Raw genomic sequence first — 18,527 nt, 5'->3', positions numbered from 1 at the left:
AGATTCACGAACGGAAGGCGGACAGCAGCACCAGCAGTCCGAGGGTAGCCAGCAAGCTGACGGCCACGAAGACGAGACCGCCGAGCAGCAGCGCGATCCCCGGAAAAAGAAACGCAACGATCATCGCGAATCCGATCGTCCAAAGCGCCGCTCGCAGCGTCAGCTTCAGCATGGTCCACAGCAGCAGCGCAAGCAGCATTCCCCCGGCAATTTGCAGCAATATCATGATTCATCGCTCCTTTTCCCCTGGTACCTATTCATGAACATGTATATGGCCAAGGCTGCGAAAGGATGACTTCAAATGCAATGGACACGCATAAATCGTGAAGGACTTGCATAAGATGGTATTCACTCTTAGATGCCATGGAGGGAGCGTGCTGCGTGATGAAGGAAGGCTCGGCTTTAAAAGGAACCGTGTTCGGAATTTTGTTTACGCTTCCGATTTGGGCGCTGATCGTCTGGGGCGTATGCGAGTGGTTGAACGGCTGATCCAATCGGGCTGTTCAATTCCAATTTCCGTTTAAAAAAATGCTATTGTTTGCTGTTGACTTCACTTTCGAAGGATGATAAGATACTATTTGTCTCCTAAAAAGAAGGCTTTGCGAGAATGATATGGATTTGCGGTCATGGCGGAATTGGCAGACGCGCTAGATTCAGGTTCTAGTGGTGTAACAACCGTGGAGGTTCGAGTCCTCTTGACCGCATCATTCCCACCCCACTTTTTATGCGGCAATGTATATGCGGTCGTGGCGGAATTGGCAGACGCGCACGGTTCAGGTCCGTGTGGGCTAACCCCCCGTGGAGGTTCGAGTCCTCTCGACCGCATTCTTATGTATAAAGTGCAACCTTTCAGCAGCCTGCTGAAAGGTTTTTTTTGAAGAGTAGGCTTCGTGCGGAAGCCTTCCTTAGAAGAGAAGATAATCACATGGAAAGAAGGAAGTAGACAGCGATGCATATCCGATTAGCCGTTTCCTCAGACCTGCCCCAAATACTCGACATATATAATGATGCGATTCTGCATACGGTGGCGACCTTCGATACGGTGCCGCGCACGCTGGAGCAGCAGGAGCAATGGTTCGAGCAGCATGGCGCCGCGTACCCGGTGCTGGTAGCGGAGCAGGACGGCGCCGTCGTCGGATGGGCTTCGGCGAACCGGTATTCGGACCGGCTCGCCTATGCGAGAACTGCGGAGCTGTCGCTGTACGTACGGGAAGGTCAGCGCGGCCAAGGCATCGGTAAAGCGCTGTTCGAGCGGCTTTTGGCCGAATCGAAGGCGGCGGGCCTTCACACGGTATTGTCCCGCATCGTGGAAGGGAACGACAACAGCATTCATATCCATCATGTGTACGGATTCGACACGGTGGGCACGATGCGCGAGGTCGGATTCAAATTCGGCCGGCTCCTTAACGTGGTCCTTCTGCAAAAAATATTGTAAATAAGGAAAGCAGCCTCGCGGATCGCTCCAGTGGGACCGAAGGCTGCTTTTCGCCGTTTCATGCAGGACGCGTACAGTTCGCGGTTGCCGCGGAGAAATGATCATGATCGAACGCATAATGAAAGTTGGCGTTGATGCGGCTGTGCTGCGTCCCGATCCGCTTGACTCGATTTTCACGGGCCGATATAATGTAAGTTATGTAAAGACTGGCAAACGAGCGCCTATGCCGCTTGAATAAAGGCACCCCGAACGGGGTGCTTTATTAACGATTTGAAGCGCTCCGGCGGGAGCTTTCATCATAAGGACCAAGCATTGTCAAGCTTTCGGGGAAGTCGGGCTGAAAGATGCGGGTCTTTGAAGGCAAGCTTCCGAATGAACGCGAATGCAGCTTCGCCGGCATGTCCGGTAAGATAGGGATTGCATTCGGCCGGCAGTGTTTGACCATGGTGCGGTCGCAGGACGAAAGGGGTTCATCGGTAATGAATTACAAACAATGGCTCGCCGGACAATTGGCCGGACAGCTTGAAGGTGTCGCGGAGGAATCGATTGCGGAGCTGGTCGAATATCCGCCGAATCCGCAAATGGGCGATTTGTCGCTGCCCTGTTTTAAACTGAGCAAACAGCTTCGCAAGGCGCCGCAGGCGATCGCCGAGGAGCTGAAGTCGAAATGGTCGGGCAACGACGCGGTTGCTCGCGTAGACGCAGTATCCGGCTATTTCAACGTGTATTTGAATCCGGCAAAGTTCGCCTCCGATGTGCTCTCGGAGGTGCTGGAGAAGGGCGAGCGGTATGGCTCGCAGGAGACGGGACAAGGCAAGAACATCGTCATCGACTACTCGTCGCCGAATATCGCCAAGACGTTCCATATCGGTCATCTCCGTTCGACCGTGATCGGCAACGCGCTGTATAACATTTTCCAATTCATGGGCTATAACAGCGTCGGCATCAACCATCTCGGAGACTGGGGGACGCAGTTCGGGAAGCTAATCGTGGCGTACAAGCTGTGGGGCGAGCAGTCGAAGGTGGAGGCTGAAGGCATTGACGAGCTGCAGCGGCTCTACGTCAAATTTCACGACGAAGCGGACGCGAAGCCGGAGATGGAGGACGAAGCGCGCGCCTGGTTCGTGAAGCTGGAGCAGGGCGACGCGGAGGCCGAGAAGCTGTGGCGCTGGTTCGTGGAAATCAGCCTGAAGGAGTTCCACAAAATGTACGACCTGCTGGGCGTCAAGTTCGACTCCTATGCGGGCGAAAGCTTCTACAACGACAAAATGGCGGCGATTCTGGACGAACTGAAAGCGAAGCAGCTGCTGGAGGAAGACGAAGGCGCGCTGCTTGTCCGTCTGGACGATTACAACATGCCTCCGGCGCTCATGGTGAAAAAAGACGGCGGTACGCTGTACCATACGCGCGACGTGACGGCGGCGATTTACCGCAAAAACACGTATGATTTCGAAAAGGCGATTTACGTGACCGACGCAGGGCAAAGCCTGCACTTCCAGCAGTGGTTTAAAGTGATCGAGCTGATGGGCTACGACTGGGCGAAGCAGCTGCAGCACGTGCCGTTCGGCAAAGTATCGCTGGAAGGCGCGAAGCTCTCCACGCGGAAGGGCAACGTCATTCATCTTGAAGAATTACTGGCGAAGGCGATCGAGAAGACGCGGGAAATTATCGAAGAGAAGAATCCGAACATGGAGAACAAGGACGAAGTGGCCCGCAAGGTCGGCGTCGGCGCGATCATCTTCAACGATCTGAGCAACAATCGGATCAAAGATATCGTGTTCTCTTGGGAAGAAGCGCTCAATTTTGAAGGGGAGACCGGCCCGTACGTGCAATACACGCATGCAAGAGCGTGCAGCGTGCTGCGCAAGGCGGGAGACGGCGCGGACAAGCCTGACGCTTCGGCGATCGATGCAGCACAGCTGACGAATGCGGAAGCGCAGGGCGTTGTGCGCGAGCTGTACTTGTTCAAGGAGCGCGTCGAGCAGGCGATGCTCAAGCTCGAGCCTTCCATTGTCAGCCGGTACCTGGTCGATCTGGCGCAAAGCTTCAACCGCTTCTACCACGAGTGCCCGATTCTCGTAGATGATCCCGGGGTTCGCAGCGCCCGTCTTGCTCTGGTGCAGAGCGTGCGGGTTACGCTGAAGAACGGATTACGCTTAATCGGTCTGGACGCGCCGGAAAAAATATAGTTGCATCCATACGAAAAACACCCGCAGAAGCGGAAGAATCCTGTGCTCAGGCTCTTCACGCCGCTGCGGGTGTTTCTTTGCAGCCGGGGCCTTATTTGCCGCGGTGCATGCATCCGGACTACCAACCGGACCGTGATTTTACGCTTGTCACCGATTGTCACGATCCGGCTTCGTTTCGTATGGCCTGGCGTTTGCTGCCGTCTTCTATTGACTATACTAAACGGAGGAGGTTGATAGACAATGGCCAAGAGCGACGAGCTGGTGAAATATTTGACAGTACAGGTCGTGAAATATATCGAAACACCCAAGGATGTACGCAAGCAAGTCCGCGCGGGGCGCAAGGAAGTGCGGGAGCAGTGGCAGTACCGCTGGTTCGGGCTGCTGCCGGTGGCGCTGCGGATTTGGCGCGAACGCTATTTCCGCATTAAAGAGTAGGAGGGCAAAAAAAAGGAAAAGCTTTGCACCGCGGAATTGGCCAAGGCCGGTCCGGTGTGGCGTAAAGCTTTTCTATATAGGGAAGAGGAGAAAAACCGTAAGTTAAGGATAAAACCCGCCGGACGAAGCCAGCGTTTCAAAGGGCAGGTAACGGTCGTCGTCCTGGAGGACTTTGACATAGACGTCACCGCCGGACCATACGTGATAACCGGATACGGACAGCGGCACAATGACGCTTCCCGCGTACAGCTCGGCCGAGAAGACCGGTTTGCGGGCGCTGCGGATCCATTCCTCCAGCTTCCGCTGCGTCATACCGGGTTCCGGTTTGCCTTGCACCCACGGCAGCCGCTGATTCGGTTCAGCGGGCGTCGTTTGCCCGGCTTCTATTATATTATGCGCAGGTTCGGTTTTCGTGAACGGCTTTATTCCCGGGCTTGTGCCGGTTTCCGGCTTCGGCAGCTTGCTCCCGTCCTGAAACGGGAACTCCTCGCCGGTCTTCGCATCGAGATACCATTCGCGGTCCGCCCCTTGCACGGATACTTTCCATAAGGCTTGCAGCGGGTTGTAATACAATCGTTCAGTGGTATAAGCATAATCGATCAGTTCCAGCTGCACCATACTGCGGTACAGCGTTTGCATGCTGAACAGCGGGAATTCGCCGTTGCCGTATTCGGCCAGACGGTACGTCCCCGGTCCTGCATCGTTCAGGACCAAGTAGCCGATGTCGCGGCCGCTGGACGAGATAAGAATGACCCAGCCGTGAGTCCCGGGACCGAGCGGATAGCTTGTCCATGTGCCTTGCTTCCATTGCTCGAAGCCCGGCTGGGCCGACAAGACGAGAATGAACCGGTTGGCTGCCTCAGACAACGAGGCGGAGCGAATTTCTTCCGGAATGCCAGGGGCAGAGACGCTTGCCGCCGTTTGCCGCGATTCAGCGGGAGCGACAGGCTGCTGCAGCGCTGCGGAAGGGTAAGGCTGCGCGAGCAGCATGCTTGTACACAGCAGGAACGCGGCAAGTCCTAACGTTCTTAATTTCATCAATTCACCTGCTTCGCTAGTAGGATAGGCGGCCGGCCGCTTCAAGTCGAAGATGCCGCTCAAAGCGTCCTGAGCCGAAGGCCGTATGCGCGTGCCGGTGCGAATATGCCTTTATTTTATATGGTATGCGCTAAAAAGTTTGTTAGAACCTGTAGCCGGCATCAAAAAAGTTTTCCCGTAAATACGCTTTCGTTCGCGGTCGTTCGTCAGTACGCTCTCCCGTTCGTCTGCGGGAAATGAAACAAACCGCAGTTGATGACGGATATTTGGATGCGCGGGCGGTACTGCCACTCGACTTCCTGCAAGCGACCGGCATATTGGGCTTCGATTTCGGGCTTTTTATCCGGTTCGGCCGCCTGCAGCATCGGCTCGTAGTAATCCTTTACACGGATCCGCTCATCTTCCAGCCGCAGCTGCGCCTGCTGCGCCCAGCTGTGATCGTAAGCAGCAAGCTTCCGTTCCAAATGCTCTTCGAGGAACAGAACGGCTCGCGGCAGGGCGACCCGGTCGGGCGTGACGTAGACATGCGCGGGCAGGCGCGGCGTGAGCTTGCGCGGCAGCACCCAGTCGTGAAACCGCTCGCGAATTTCGCCGGTCTGCAGCTGAATGCCGATGGAGTGAATCTCGCTGCGCTTCATGTCGGAAGCCAGCTCGACTTTGTAATTCACGCCGAGCCAGCTTTCGTACGGTACGGTTTGCGGCTGCTTCGACGGCTCCGACGCGTACTGCTCGAATAAGCGTACGAAGCGCCCTTTGGCGCGGACCGCGCTGAAAATTTGCTCAAGCTTGCCGCTGCCGTACGTCAGCTCGTCGCGGGGGATGCGCGCGGTGAATGTCGTCGGCACGAAGCCGAAGTAGCGGCCGAGGATGCTGTCTCCTTGCGGCTGCGGCCCGCCGGCTGTCTGAGACGCTGCCGGTTCTCCGCTGGCAGGCTGAGCGGCCGGAGCGGGCGCTGAAGCCGTGCCCGGAGGCGCTGCGGTGCTGATGCCTGGCGCCGGTCCGCCCGGCGCTCCGTGCGGCTGCAGCTCACGATACGTCTGCGGATCGAAGATGTACGTGCAGGTCATCGTCTCCGGCGTGACGCCCGTCCGTTCCACGAAGCCCCAATAATACGGCCGGTGCGTCAAGTCCTTGTCCGCCGAGACGGACAGCTTGACCGTGACGTAGGCGGGATGCTTCTCGAGAATGTCGCATTTTTCCGCATCCAAATATTTGAGGACGAACGTGCGGATTTCCTCTGTCGTCATCATGCTACGGCTGCACCTCCGTCTGGATCGTCTGGCCGACGGCGTTCAGCATACGCTGCAGTCCGGCGCCTTCCACTTGCTCCTGCTCCACTTCGGACTTCAGCATGGTGAAAGAGCGGCCCAAATCGTCCAGCTGCCTGCGCATATCCTCCTGACTGGCAGAGGACAAAATCATCTTCGCCAAATGCGATTCGAGCGATGTCTTCTTCTCGAAACGCTCCAGGATGGTGTCCAGCTCCCCGATGACCAGCTCGAACATGTTGATCTTCTCGTGCAGCAGCGACAATATATATTCCTCGATCGTTCCTTGCGTCGACAGGTTGAAGATGTTGACGTCTTCCTTTTGCCCGAGACGGTGGACGCGGCCGATCCGCTGCTCGACGCGCATCGGATTCCACGGTAGATCGAAATTGATCATGTTGTGGCAAAATTGCAGGTTGATGCCTTCGCCGCCGGCTTCGGTAGCGACGAGCACCTGCGCCCGGTTGCGGAACAGGTCCATCATCCAGTCTTTTTTGCCCCGGTTCATGCCGCCGCGGTACGGAACGGCTGTAATTTTGTGATCCTTCAAATATTGCAGCAAATATTCCTGCGACGCCCGGTACTCGGTAAATATAATGACTTTGTCGTTGATGTCCTGGACCAGCTCCATCGTTTTTTCCGCTTTCGTATTTGCTTTAATGCCGCGGATCAGCTCGACCAGCTCCCAAATTTTGGGGCGCAGGGGCGAATCCTCGGCCGTTTTTTTGAACAGATTGACGAGGGTGATGAACACCGCGTCCCGGCTGGAGCAGACTTCACGCTGCAGCGTTACGAGCGACAGGACGCTGCCAAGGTCGCCTCCGGCTTCCTCATACCGCCCTTTGACAAAATGGGTGACGCCGTCATACAGCGCTTGCTCCTCATCGGACAGCTGGAGCGGGATGTTGCGCACGATCCGCTTCGTGAAGTTGACATTGCCGTCGCTGCGCCGGTTGCGGATCATGACCTTGGAGAGCTCCTGCTGCAGCTGTTCCTCGTTCTTCGGCACGCGCTTGTCGACGACAAAGTTCGCCTGAAAGCTCGTCTGGCCGCCGAGCTGCCCCGGCTTGAGCAGCGTAATCAGGTTGTACAGCTCCTTCAAATCGTTTTGCACCGGCGTCGCCGTCAGCAGCAGGCAGTATTTTTTGCGAAGCTCGTTGATGAATTGGTAATTGGTCGTTTTTTTGTTTTTCAGCTTATGCGCTTCGTCCACAATCAGCAGGTCGTATTCGAGGCCGAGCACAATTTCGCGATGCGGATCGCGTTTGGCTGTATCCATCGAAGCGACGACGATGTCGTTTTGCACCCACATGTATTCTTTCTTTTGCGCCACGGCGGGAATGCCGAACTTTTGGTTCAGCTCGCGCACCCATTGCAGCACGAGCGAGGCGGGTACCAGAATAAGCGCTTTTTTCACCAGTCCGCGAATCAAGTATTCCTTCAGGATCAAGCCGGCCTCGATCGTTTTGCCCAGACCCACTTCATCGGCCAGAATGGCCCGACCCCGCATATCGACCAGCACTTTCCTGGCTGTTTCGAGCTGATGTTCCATCGGGACGAGACCTGGCAGGTGGGTCAGGCATTGCAGCTCGTCGAAGCTGCGGATCAAGCCCGCTTGCTCCGTCTCATAGGCGAGCTTGTACATCGTCCATCCGTCCCACGGTCCGTTGCCCAACGCTCTGCCGTGCAGCTCTTCGAACCATTCGCGGTCAAAATGCATCTGCACATGATCGTTCAGCTGCCGCACGCGTTCATTGGATTCATTCGATGTTTGCATAGATACGGCGCCCCTTTTCCATCGCGGAATGCATAGAGTTACCATTTATTATGCTCAAAATACGGTCTTTCAAACCGAAAGGGGATGCATTATGATGGGGAGGAGACTTCTGCGGGACAAGTTCTCGTCGTCATGTCGAGCGAGTGAGGAAGGTAGAGGGACGATGAAGAAAATCATGCTGTGCGGCGTAACGGCCGTTTGGCTGCTCATTGCGGGCACGGGCTGCCAGTCTGCTGCGTTATTGCCCCCGGAGGGGAGCGAAGCTCCTTCCGCCGGAAAGAGGGCGCAGGCGGACCGCGCTTACGGGGATCTGCTCGTTGCCGACGACCATCGGGTGTTCAGTGTAGACAGCAAGGCGCAGCGCGCGCAGGAAGTGCTGCATACGGAGCAGCCGATCAGCTCGGTTTGCTATACGAAGGATCATGCGGTCGTGACCGTATTCGAACCGGATAACCCGAATGGCTTCCGGGGGTTGTATGTACATGACAACAACAAAGACGGCTACGACCAGGTGGCGACGCCGGCCATGGCTCCGAGGCTCAGCTATGTGAACGGGGACTTGGCTTTTCTCGCTTCCGCCGAGGTAACGCCGCAGCCGGACGGCGATTATACGAAGGTCGGCATCTATCAGTTGAAGCAGCGCCAATGGGTCAAGGAATGGATGATGCCCGGCGGGGTGGAGGACGTACGAGGCAGCGGCAATACCGTCTGGATCGTCACGTCGAACAACGCTTCGACCAGTTCCAATGTATCCAAGCTGGACCTTGCGACCGGCCAGTGGGACAAGCTGATTCAACAGCCGCGCCGGTACCCGCTTGATGAGGCGGAGGTGGACACAAACGGCGAACTCTACCTGATGATCTCTCAGCGGCACAAGAATGAATGGTCCAATAAAATATTCCGATTCAATCCGCAGCAAAATCCATACGAGCTAACCGGAAATTTCGTCAGCAATACGCGGCCGTATTCATTCGCCATCCGGGCGCTGAACGGCAAAATGCTCATTGCGCGGCATGATGCGACCGGCAGCAACCCGGAGCTGGAAAAACCGCTGTCGCTGCTCGATCTAAAGTCGCGGAAGCAGGTGCATCTGGCCTGGGACCATCAACCGGTCGCCCTGGAGCGGACAGAGAGTGAATTTGTGGCGCTGGCCGAGGACGGGGCGCTTGCTTTTATCGGAACGGAAGCGACGGAGAAGCCGGACCGGACGGTCGTGATCGAAGGGCTGGAGGCAGGACGCTGGATCAGCGTGAAGAGATAAGGTATTGTTGAAGGGTAACGAAATCGTACAAGTTCCGAATCTAATGAAGAAGGTGCAGACGGCATGACGGAACAGTGGAGGTTTATTTATTCGGGGCAGTGCTCCCCGGAATATAATATGGCGGTGGACGAAGCGATCTTGACGGCGCATAGCGAAGGGAAGGTGCCGCCGACGGTCCGGTTTTACGGCTGGAACCCGGCGACGCTGTCGGTCGGTTACTTTCAGAAGGCGAACGACGAGGTCGACTTTGAAGCGCTTGAGCGTGAGGGGATCGGCTTCGTGCGCCGGGCGACCGGCGGGCGGGCGGTGCTGCACGACCGGGAGCTGACGTACAGCATCATCGTGTCGGAGAGCTACCCGGGTATTCCGCGCAGCGTCACCGAGGCGTACCGCGTGCTGAGCGAAGGACTGCTGCTCGGCTTCCGCAAGCTGGGTCTGGCGGCGGATATGGTGCAGTTGGTCAACGAGGAAGAGAAGGAGAAATATGCTTCGATGGGCTCGGCGGCCTGTTTCGACTCGCCATCCTGGTACGAGCTTGTCGTGGAGGGACGCAAGGTTGCGGGAAGCGCGCAAACGAGGCAGAAGGGCGTCGTGCTGCAGCACGGTTCGATTTTGCTCGACCTTGACGCAGACCAGCTGTTCCGGCTGCTTCGTTTCTCAAACGAACGGGTGATGGAGCGGATGAAGCAGCAATTTTTGAAAAAAGCGGTTGCGATCAATGACGTGCTTCATAGCGTGAATCGGCCTGCCGTTGGACTGGCGGACGTGGAGACGGCGTTTCGGGAAGGTATTGCGGAAGGCTTGCGCGTGGAGCTTATTCCCGGCGAGCTGACCGCGTACGAGGAGGAGCTGGCGCAGCAGCTGGCGCAGGAGAAGTATGGCAGTGAAGCATGGAACCTTCGGAGATGAGCGAGCAGCTCCTCCGAAGGTTTTTTTTGAGGACAGGGGTCTGACTTCCGCTTTGTTGCGTTTATGCGGTTGGAATGGAGGTATCGAACGCCTGCTGCAGCCTGCGGGTGACCGCTCCCGGGCTCCCGTCGCCGATCGGCTTGCCGTCGACGCTCGTCACGGGAGTGACTTCCACCGTCGTGCCGGTGATGAACGCTTCGTCGGCTTCCAGCAGCTCTTCCACCGTAAATGGCATCTCCTGAACCGGAATGCCTTCCGCCTGCGCCAGGCGCAGCACAACCGCTCTCGTCACGCCGTGCAATATCAGGTTGTTCGCCGGATGGGTGCGCACGACGCCGTTTTTGACCATCATGATGTTGGAGGAACTGCACTCAGTCACGGTGCCGCTGCGGTGAAAGATAACGTCGCCGGCGCCCCGGTCGATGGCGGTCTGCTTGGCCATGACGTTGGGGAGCAGGTTCAGCGTCTTCAGGTCGCAGCGCAGCCAGCGGATGTCGTCCGCTGTGATGGCCGCGATGCCCTGTTCCATAGAGGCATACGGACGCGCGAGCGTCTGGGTATAGGCCATGAGCACCGGTTCGGCGCCGGATGGAAAAGCGTGAACGCGGGCAGCGGCGCCTCTCGTAATCTGCATGTATACGATACCATCCTGCAGTCCGTTTGCTTGGATCAGCTCCTCCAGCCGCTGCGTGAGAGCCGGTTGGCCGAGGGGAAGGTGGATACGCAGCGCGTCCACCGTTTTGTTCAATCGCGTGAAATGGGCTTCCGTTTCGTACAGTTTTCCGTTGTACACCCGAAATACCTCATAGGCGCCGTCTCCGAAGTAATAGCCCCGGTCCTCCGGCGAAATATGAACTTCCGTCAACGGAGTCAGCCGGTCTTGATACAAGTAGATTTGCTGCATGTCTGCATCTTCCTCCGATCAGTATGTAGGGATGGGGTTGGGTGTGATGTTGATCTTATGAGGCGAACGTTTGTTTGCTTTTTACGTACGCTTATGTTATTATCGATATTAGACTAACAAGTGCAGCATCGGTTGTCAAAATCGATTTTTCTATGTTCCCCGCAGATGGAATCAAGGCAATAGGTCTTACGGGCAGAAGACATAGTTCCTTCGGACCTGCAATCGAATCGAACGGTGTCGAATGAAATGGAGATTTGGTAAGACAAAAAAGAGAGATTGATAGAGCAAATAGAAGCTTTCGGTCCTGTTGCCGGAATTTCAGCGCCAAAATCGCCGGCGATTCATTAGAAACACTATATATTGTATTGTATAATGAATTTCGCATACCAGATATTGTGATTTTTCAGAAAATGGATAAGCGTGCACCACTCGTCAGAAATGGCTTTATAGCGCCTTTTTTGACGTTTTTGGTCTTCCGGCACTTGTCTTTGCGCGGCCGGAACGGGCAGCCAGACCGGTTCGGATGCTTGTCTTTGTTTCTAGATCATGTCGAATTCGAGGGCAGGTTCCATGCCCTCACATGAATACCATTTCCGGGAGGTTGTCGATTTGAAGATCATGCAGCAAACCAAATTGGAAGGCCTAAGCGAGAAAATATTTCTTGACCGTTACGCGATGAAAGACGCCGATACAAGCCATACGAAAGTAGGCGATACGGTGCTCGTGCTTACGAAAGACGATCCGAAGTTTCCTGCCAAAGAGGTGGGTGAAGTCGTCGAACGTCAAGGAAGACAGGTCAAGGTCAAGCTGAGGAACGGTGACATCGTCGAATCCGCCGTTGAAAAGCTGACGCTGACGCTGGAGAAAACGCCCGGACAAATGTGGGATCGCTTGGCCGCTGCAATGGCTTCCGTAGAAGCTTCTCCTGAGAAGAAAAAAGAATGGACGGAGAAATTCCGCTACATATTGGATGACTGGAAGCTTGTGCCGGGCGGCCGGATCGCTGCCGGCGCGGATGCGAGCGACGAGCTTACCTTGTTCAACTGTTACGTGATCCCGTCTCCTCACGACAGCCGTGGCGGCATTATGGCTACGTTGTCGGAGATGACGGAAATTATGGCGCGCGGCGGCGGCGTAGGCATCAACCTGTCCTCGCTCCGTCCTCGTCGTTCCGTGGTCAGGGGCGTCAACGGCTCTTCGAGCGGCGCCGTATCCTGGGGCGGCCTGTTCAGTTACACGACCGGCCTGATCGAGCAGGGCGGCAGCCGCCGCGGCGCGCTGATGCTGATGATCAATGACTGGCATCCGGACGTCGTCGACTTCATTACCGTGAAGCAAACGATGGGACAAATTACAAACGCCAACTTATCCGTTTGCGTCAGCAACAGCTTCATGAAGGCGGTCAAGGAAGATCTCGATTGGGAGCTTGTCTATCCCGATACAGCCGATCCGGAGTATGACGACATCTGGGACGGCGATCTGGAGAAGTGGAGGAAGTCCGGCAGGAACATTATCCACTACCGCACCGTTAAGGCGCGCGATGTGTGGCATACGATCATTGAGTCCGCCTGGAAATCGGCCGAGCCGGGCGTCGTCTTCATGGAATATTACAATCAGATGTCCAACAGCTGGTACTTCAATCCGATCATCTGTACGAATCCGTGCGGAGAGCAAGGGCTGCCGGCGTGGGGCGTATGCAACTTGTCGGCCATCAACTTGTCCAAGTTCTACGACGAGGCGAACAACGATGTGGCGTGGGAGGAACTGTCGAAGGTCGTCCGTTACTCCACCCGATTCCTGGATAACGTAATCGACAAGACACCTTACCACTTCGAAGAGAACCGAGTCAACCAGCAGGGTGAGCGTCGCATCGGGCTTGGCTCCATGGGCCTTGCCGAGCTGATGATCAAGCTGGGCATCCGCTACGGCAGTGCGGAATCGCTTGAATTCCTCGACAAGCTGTACGGCTTTATGGCGAAGGAGTCTTATCTGGCTTCCGCCGACATCGCCGAGGAAAAGGGCTCGTTCCAGCATTTCGACTGCGAGAAGTTTCTGCAAAGCGGCTTCATGAAAAACATGGTGGACGTATTCCCGGAAGTCGGCGCGGCGATCAAGAACAAAGGAATGCGAAACGTAACGGTCATCACGCAGGCGCCGACCGGCAGTACGGGAACGATGGTCGGTACGTCGACCGGGATAGAGCCGTACTTTGCCTTCGAATATTACCGTCAAAGCCGTCTCGGCTTCGATAAGCAATATGTGCCGATCGCGCAGCAGTGGAAAGATCAGCACCCGGGTCAGGAACTCCCAAGCCACTTCGTCACTGCGATGGATTTGTCGGCGGAGGATCATATCCGCGCGCAAGCGGCCATTCAAAAATGGGTCGACAGCTCGATCTCCAAGACGGCGAACTGCCCGTCCGACTTCACGGTCGAAGAAACGAAGCGGCTGTACGAGCTGGCCTTCGATCTCGGCTGCAAGGGCGTTACGATCTACCGCGACGGCAGCCGTGACGTGCAGGTGCTGAGCACCGACAAGAAGGAAGAGAAGTCGGCGGAGGCGAAGCCGGCCGAAGCGGCAGCGCAAGCAGCCCCGGCTGCCGAGACCGCAAGCCGATCGGAGGAATCGTCGCTGACGAATTTGTCGCAATCGCTGGCCGTGAAGGTCGACGCGAAGACGGAGCGCACCTTCGACAAGCAGTACAAACGCCGTCCGCAAATTTTGCGCGGCGCTACGTACAAGTTCAATACGCCATTCGGCATGGCTTATATTACGATTAACGATATGAACGGCAGCCCGAGCGAAATTTTTATGAACGTCGGCAAAGCCGGTTCCGATGTGTTCGCCATGTCCGAAGCGCTCGGCCGCGTCTGCTCCTTGTTCCTTCGCTACGGCGATCACGGCGACAAGGTACAACTGCTGACGAAGCATCTGAAAGGCATCGGCGGTTCCGGCGCCATCGGCTTCGGCGCCAACCGTGTCGAATCGATCGCCGACGCGGTCGCCAAGGCGCTGGAAATGCACGGCGAGTCCACAGACAGCGCAGACGACTACGTCACTGCCACACAAGAGGTCGTCATGGAGACGACCGCGCAGTACGCGGTTACCCGCAATGCGGCAACCTCGCTGGACCTGTGCCCGTCCTGCGGCTCCGCCTCGCTGATTAATACGGAAGGCTGCAAAAATTGCAGCAACTGCGGTTATAGCAAGTGTAGTTAAGTTTTTCTGTGTCATGAGCTGTAATTAAATAAATGTGAAATTCCAGAATTAATTGGAATTGTTTCATAATTCGTTAGACGGTTTGTTGCAGAATTCGTTAGAAACATTCTTTTATGCACTTAGTTGAATAAAAATACAACGGGGTAGGCAATGATGGAAATTGTCTACCTTATTTCTGCCGAAAAGAGACGATGTCTGATGAAAATGCTACCTAACCGGATAGATAAATACTCTGATGAATCTTTAGAAGGGTTCTTATATAGATTAGCATTCATAAATCATCGTGAACTTAAAGATCTAAACATTAAGTATATTCGTGATTATGCGAAAGAGAAAGACATCCAATATAACTTGGGTAAGATTCATGATTTAACCGGCCAATCTATTACTGAAGACCAGATTTACCCATACAACTGGTATTTACAAGGACTTACCTTACCTGAGTGGAAAACGAAGTTATATACCCGCTGCTGCCCAGAATGTTTAAATCTTAAACAGTATCACAGGGCTTTTTGGTGTTTAACTCATCATACTTATTGTTTTGAACACAAAATCTATTTATTAGATCAGTGCCCATGTTGTCATGCAAAAATCAATATTAAGGATGTTACACTAGGAAAGTGTGGAAACTGTTCATTCGAATATAGGAAAAGTAATGCCCAGAGTACTCCTCAAATTGAAGAGTATTTATCAGGATCAGGTGAGTTTATGGGGGTTGATTCCCCATTCCTCTCCCATTCGCTTAGTAATATGGAACAATTAATCCTAACTCAATGGTTATCCTATTATCTAGTTGATAAAACGAATTTCTATAATTTGGATATGAGTAATACTGAGAAGAAGAGGCTTGCATACAATGGATATTTCCGAGACATAAAAATTCAATTTCAATTGATGACGCATGCACGTCAACTATTGTCAGCTTGGCCTACAAAATTAATTTTATTTCTGCAGGATCAATTCGCAAATAATCACAATAAAATTCAAGGATTTTTTTCGAGATTTATTTATATGATAACTGATCAAAGACTCAATAATTTGTTATGGCATTCTTATTTGGACGAAGTAGGGTATGGTGGTTATCACAAATTTACATCAGAGAATATTGAATATGATAATAATTATTTACAAATTGCCACATTAAAGATGCTATATAATATACCTCAAGAGGTTTTGCATAAGTGTTTGAGAAAATTAAATATAACATTAGTAACGCATCCGCGAAATCACCGAAAACTTATACATAAAAACCAAATTTCATTAATATTGAACGAATTCCGCAATGCCAAACATAGTTTCAATTACTATTCGCTGGAAGAAGTCGCTCGTGTTCTAGACAAAGATAAACTTTCAATTACTATAATCTGTGAGTTCATTGGTATACCTAGTCGGACATACATAGGGGAGAAATGTTATCATTTTAATACGCTATTGCAACAGAAGGACGCATTTGATAAATATGCAACCATTGATGAATTTCTTCCCAGCAGCATCTGGGATTCAAAAACTCTTATTAATTATTTGGATCGTGTCGGAGTAAAGATATTTTTTAAATCTAGGCATAGGGTGCGAAAATATCTCTATAAAAAAGAAGAGGTCATTTGTGCATTACAAGCTCTCAGTAATGATCTTGAAGATTATTTACCTCGCCCTACGGTAATGGAGAAATTAGGGTATGCCTTGCTCAATGCAGGTCAACTGGAAGGTTTCTACCTACAGGGACACGAAGGCACACCTTATTATTTGAAAGCATGTGTTGAAGAAATACTTTTTTTGTTCGATAAGATGAGCATAAACGAAGTTAGGAAACATCGGCGTTTGGGAATTTCAGGTTGGCTTTAAAATGACATTAGTCAAATTTAAGCAAAGTAAAAGTATTTACACGATTGAAATATTGGCTGATGCTGTCCCCTCCCTTTAGTTTTTTTAACGACTGTTGATCTTAGACGAAATCCTATGTAATTAAAACAATTAGGTAGGTTAGGTTAAATATGGTATTATTAAGGCAGACAATGTGGACGGTGGAGTCATGGGCGCGCCAATTCATTTCTATCAGGAGTTGAGAGTGCCTATGATTCCATTTTTCAAAAAAAGCTACTATCGTACTTAAGTTCGTTTCCTCGTTGCTCGGAGCTTTCTGGGCAGGACGTGGAATTTACAGAGCGTTGCGCAGAAAAACGAAAAACCGCCGTTTATAGATTCAAATTATCAAGACTTTTTTACAAAGAAAGAGTGCTGTAAAGCGTTCTTTCTTTGTTTATATGTGTACAACGATATGGGACAATAGACTTTATTATTTATGATTTCAGACAGTTAGCGGCTAACTTATTCGTGCAAGTGTTAGCAGAAAATAAAATTGTGATCTGGAAAATAAAGTATTAGACTGAGAAAATAAAGTTCTAGACTGACTGCTCAGTTCATTACGGGGCAGTTTTGCTGGATGCCACGATCTTCTAATGGGATAATTGTCTTGGAGGGATTGAGTCATGTATAGTGATCGAACATAAACTGAAAACGCACGTTAACCGGCAGAAACAGTTATAAAAAAAGATACTAGAGAGAATCGTTCAACCTTGAACTACAACGGAGGTATACATAATGAATCTAACGGATGCCGGGAAATTATACGCAGATAATTTAAAGGAATCGTTTTATAAACAAAGTTATCATGATCGCCAACTAGTGATATTTGAACCACAGTTTTTGCAAGATGATACTCGGGGGTATAATAATTTAATAAATGAACACAGATCATTATCTGGTGCACGTCAGTCTATACTTAAGTCATTGGAAGAGTCAGAAGATCGGTTTTATATAAAATCTGAGGGGTTAAGACAACGCATATCAGGCGATCCTAGTAAAGCAGAACAGTATACTAAATTATTAGCATTGTACGAAGATAGTTACTATGAAATGCGTAAAAATAAGCTAGGTATTAATAGTTATTATTTCGAAAAGATAAATTTGCATAGTTTGGGTATGGGGACAGAAGGGATCAATTTAATTTCTGAATTTGAATGTGCGATGTTACAACTAGAATTTCCGATGGGTCATCCAAAAGCGAATACTCTTTACTCAGCCCATCCTTATGATAAGAATAGGTACTATCCACTTTCTGATTTTCATCCTTTGATCTTTGAAGATAAATTCATCGAAGCAATTAATCTGCTAATGTGTCTGGGTGCCACTAAGATTCAGATAGAGAATAGTGTAGGTCTTTCTAGAGATTTTTCAGGTGATGCAATACTATCGAGATTTCCTTTTAAAATAGAGGCTAATTATACGCAATTGCGGGATTCTAACACGCAACGGGTATTTAAGGCTGAATTTGCCGAAGGTAGAGAACCTTACATACCCCAAAATATATTTTGGTACAACCAAGATCCAATGTGGAACCCAATTATTCAAGGGAGGTTACTTCACGGATTAAAAGACTTTTCATTATTTATTAAAAATGACAATGACTTTGGCATTGACGGTAATATAAGTTGTAAATTATTAGCTTTGGGATTTCAAATCGGGGGGAGTTATAAAAAACACGAATCAATAGAATGGCATGTCTCTGGTACCTTCTAAGACCCTCTTCATAGATTGCGGCACATTACCGACATAATTACCTACAGGTATTTCAATAAATTGAGGATCACTAACATAGCAGAGAACGTTAGCAAAAAAACAGCGGCAGTCTAGGACATTTTCTCAGTCCTTGGCTGCCACTGTTTTTATTTGTGAGGTCAGTCTATTACTTATTTAAGGAGGCTGATGGTTTGTATTTTGATAAACCGCGTGGGATAACACATCTTGTCTATGGAGTTGTCAATAAAAGTGCAGTTTGAAAACACACTCATACAGGTATCCCGTTACTAAGCTGCTTGCGACAGCATTCTTTCGCGATAAATGGATGGCGGCCAGCCCCCTGGATTAGAGGTGTAGATCCGCCGTCTATTGTAGTAGACCATGATGTATCTGAAGATGATCGATTTAATGTAGGCCATCGGATAGTACTCGGTCTTGATCTTGTACAGCTTCTCTTTCTTGAGCGTAGCAAAGAAGCTTTCCATTCGTGCGTTATCATAACAACGCCCCGTGCCG

Annotated in this window: 14 protein-coding genes and 2 tRNA genes; 10 read left to right on the top strand and 6 right to left on the bottom strand. The window is 51.9% G+C overall.

Annotated elements, in window-relative coordinates; all coding sequences use genetic code 11:
- Positions 1-4 precede the first annotated feature (4 nt).
- Positions 5-226 carry a hypothetical protein gene (locus KXG62_RS13035; protein WP_218092416.1) on the bottom strand — a complete coding sequence of 74 codons (222 nt, stop codon included), beginning with the start codon at positions 224-226 and terminating at the stop codon, positions 5-7.
- 394 nt (positions 227-620) lie between these two features.
- Here KXG62_RS13035 and KXG62_RS13030 point away from each other — a divergent pair.
- From KXG62_RS13030 to KXG62_RS13010, 5 genes are all read left to right on the top strand, one after another.
- A tRNA-Leu gene (locus KXG62_RS13030) sits at positions 621-704 on the top strand.
- Between the two features lie 36 nt (positions 705-740).
- Positions 741-825: transfer RNA gene (locus KXG62_RS13025), tRNA-Leu, on the top strand.
- Between the two features lie 124 nt (positions 826-949).
- On the top strand, positions 950-1,435 hold the full coding sequence (locus tag KXG62_RS13020; RefSeq protein WP_218092415.1) for a GNAT family N-acetyltransferase: 486 nt from the start codon (positions 950-952) through the stop codon (positions 1,433-1,435).
- A 479-nt stretch (positions 1,436-1,914) separates the two neighbouring features.
- Entirely contained in the window at positions 1,915-3,624 is a 1,710-nt protein-coding gene (gene argS / locus KXG62_RS13015) for an arginine--tRNA ligase (RefSeq protein ID WP_218092414.1), read from the top strand.
- A 240-nt stretch (positions 3,625-3,864) separates the two neighbouring features.
- Entirely contained in the window at positions 3,865-4,059 is a 195-nt protein-coding gene (locus tag KXG62_RS13010; RefSeq protein ID WP_218092413.1) for a YqzE family protein, read from the top strand.
- A 102-nt stretch (positions 4,060-4,161) separates the two neighbouring features.
- Here the strand turns inward: KXG62_RS13010 and KXG62_RS13005 are convergent, their stop codons facing one another.
- The 3 genes from KXG62_RS13005 to KXG62_RS12995 form a co-directional block, all read right to left on the bottom strand.
- Entirely contained in the window at positions 4,162-5,097 is a 936-nt protein-coding gene (locus KXG62_RS13005; protein WP_218092412.1) for a hypothetical protein, read from the bottom strand.
- A gap of 206 nt (positions 5,098-5,303) precedes the next feature.
- Complete coding sequence (locus KXG62_RS13000; RefSeq protein ID WP_218092411.1) at positions 5,304-6,347, bottom strand: YqhG family protein; 1,044 nt, start codon at positions 6,345-6,347, stop codon at positions 5,304-5,306.
- Position 6,348: 1 nt separating this feature from the next.
- A complete protein-coding gene (locus KXG62_RS12995; protein WP_218092410.1) occupies positions 6,349-8,142 on the bottom strand; it encodes a DEAD/DEAH box helicase in 1,794 nt (597 codons plus the stop codon).
- 163 nt (positions 8,143-8,305) lie between these two features.
- Here KXG62_RS12995 and KXG62_RS12990 point away from each other — a divergent pair, with 163 nt between their 5' ends.
- Together KXG62_RS12990 and KXG62_RS12985 are read left to right on the top strand one after the other, a co-directional pair.
- On the top strand, positions 8,306-9,403 hold the full coding sequence (locus tag KXG62_RS12990; protein ID WP_218092409.1) for a hypothetical protein: 1,098 nt from the start codon (positions 8,306-8,308) through the stop codon (positions 9,401-9,403).
- Positions 9,404-9,466: 63 nt separating this feature from the next.
- Positions 9,467-10,312 (top strand): lipoate--protein ligase family protein, encoded by an 846-nt coding sequence (locus tag KXG62_RS12985; RefSeq protein WP_218092408.1) that lies wholly within the window; start codon positions 9,467-9,469, stop codon positions 10,310-10,312.
- Positions 10,313-10,373: 61 nt separating this feature from the next.
- Here the strand turns inward: KXG62_RS12985 and dat are convergent, their stop codons facing one another.
- Positions 10,374-11,216, bottom strand: coding sequence for a D-amino-acid transaminase (gene dat, locus KXG62_RS12980; protein WP_218092407.1), 843 nt, complete (start codon positions 11,214-11,216; stop codon positions 10,374-10,376).
- A 609-nt stretch (positions 11,217-11,825) separates the two neighbouring features.
- On the opposite strand from dat, the gene KXG62_RS12975 reads away from it, so the two are divergent.
- The 3 genes from KXG62_RS12975 to KXG62_RS12965 all read left to right on the top strand — a co-directional run bounded on the left by KXG62_RS12975 (position 11,826) and on the right by KXG62_RS12965 (position 18,011).
- Complete coding sequence (locus KXG62_RS12975) at positions 11,826-14,435, top strand: adenosylcobalamin-dependent ribonucleoside-diphosphate reductase (protein ID WP_218092406.1); 2,610 nt, start codon at positions 11,826-11,828, stop codon at positions 14,433-14,435.
- Between the two features lie 198 nt (positions 14,436-14,633).
- Positions 14,634-16,277, top strand: a complete 1,644-nt coding sequence (locus tag KXG62_RS12970) for a TniQ family protein (protein ID WP_218092405.1) — start codon at positions 14,634-14,636, stop codon at positions 16,275-16,277.
- A 756-nt stretch (positions 16,278-17,033) separates the two neighbouring features.
- Positions 17,034-18,011 carry a hypothetical protein gene (locus KXG62_RS12965; protein WP_218092404.1) on the top strand — a complete coding sequence of 326 codons (978 nt, stop codon included), beginning with the start codon at positions 17,034-17,036 and terminating at the stop codon, positions 18,009-18,011.
- Between the two features lie 287 nt (positions 18,012-18,298).
- Here KXG62_RS12965 and KXG62_RS12960 read toward each other — a convergent pair.
- On the bottom strand, positions 18,299-18,527 hold a 229-nt coding region (locus KXG62_RS12960), incomplete at its 5' end, for an IS3 family transposase (RefSeq protein ID WP_218092403.1).

The organism is Paenibacillus solanacearum, assembly GCF_910593845.1.
GTDB classification, from domain to species: Bacteria; Bacillota; Bacilli; order Paenibacillales; family NBRC-103111; genus Paenibacillus_G; species Paenibacillus_G solanacearum.
Note: the sequence above shows the minus strand (reverse complement) of the source record. Positions and strands in the feature narration are given on the sequence as shown.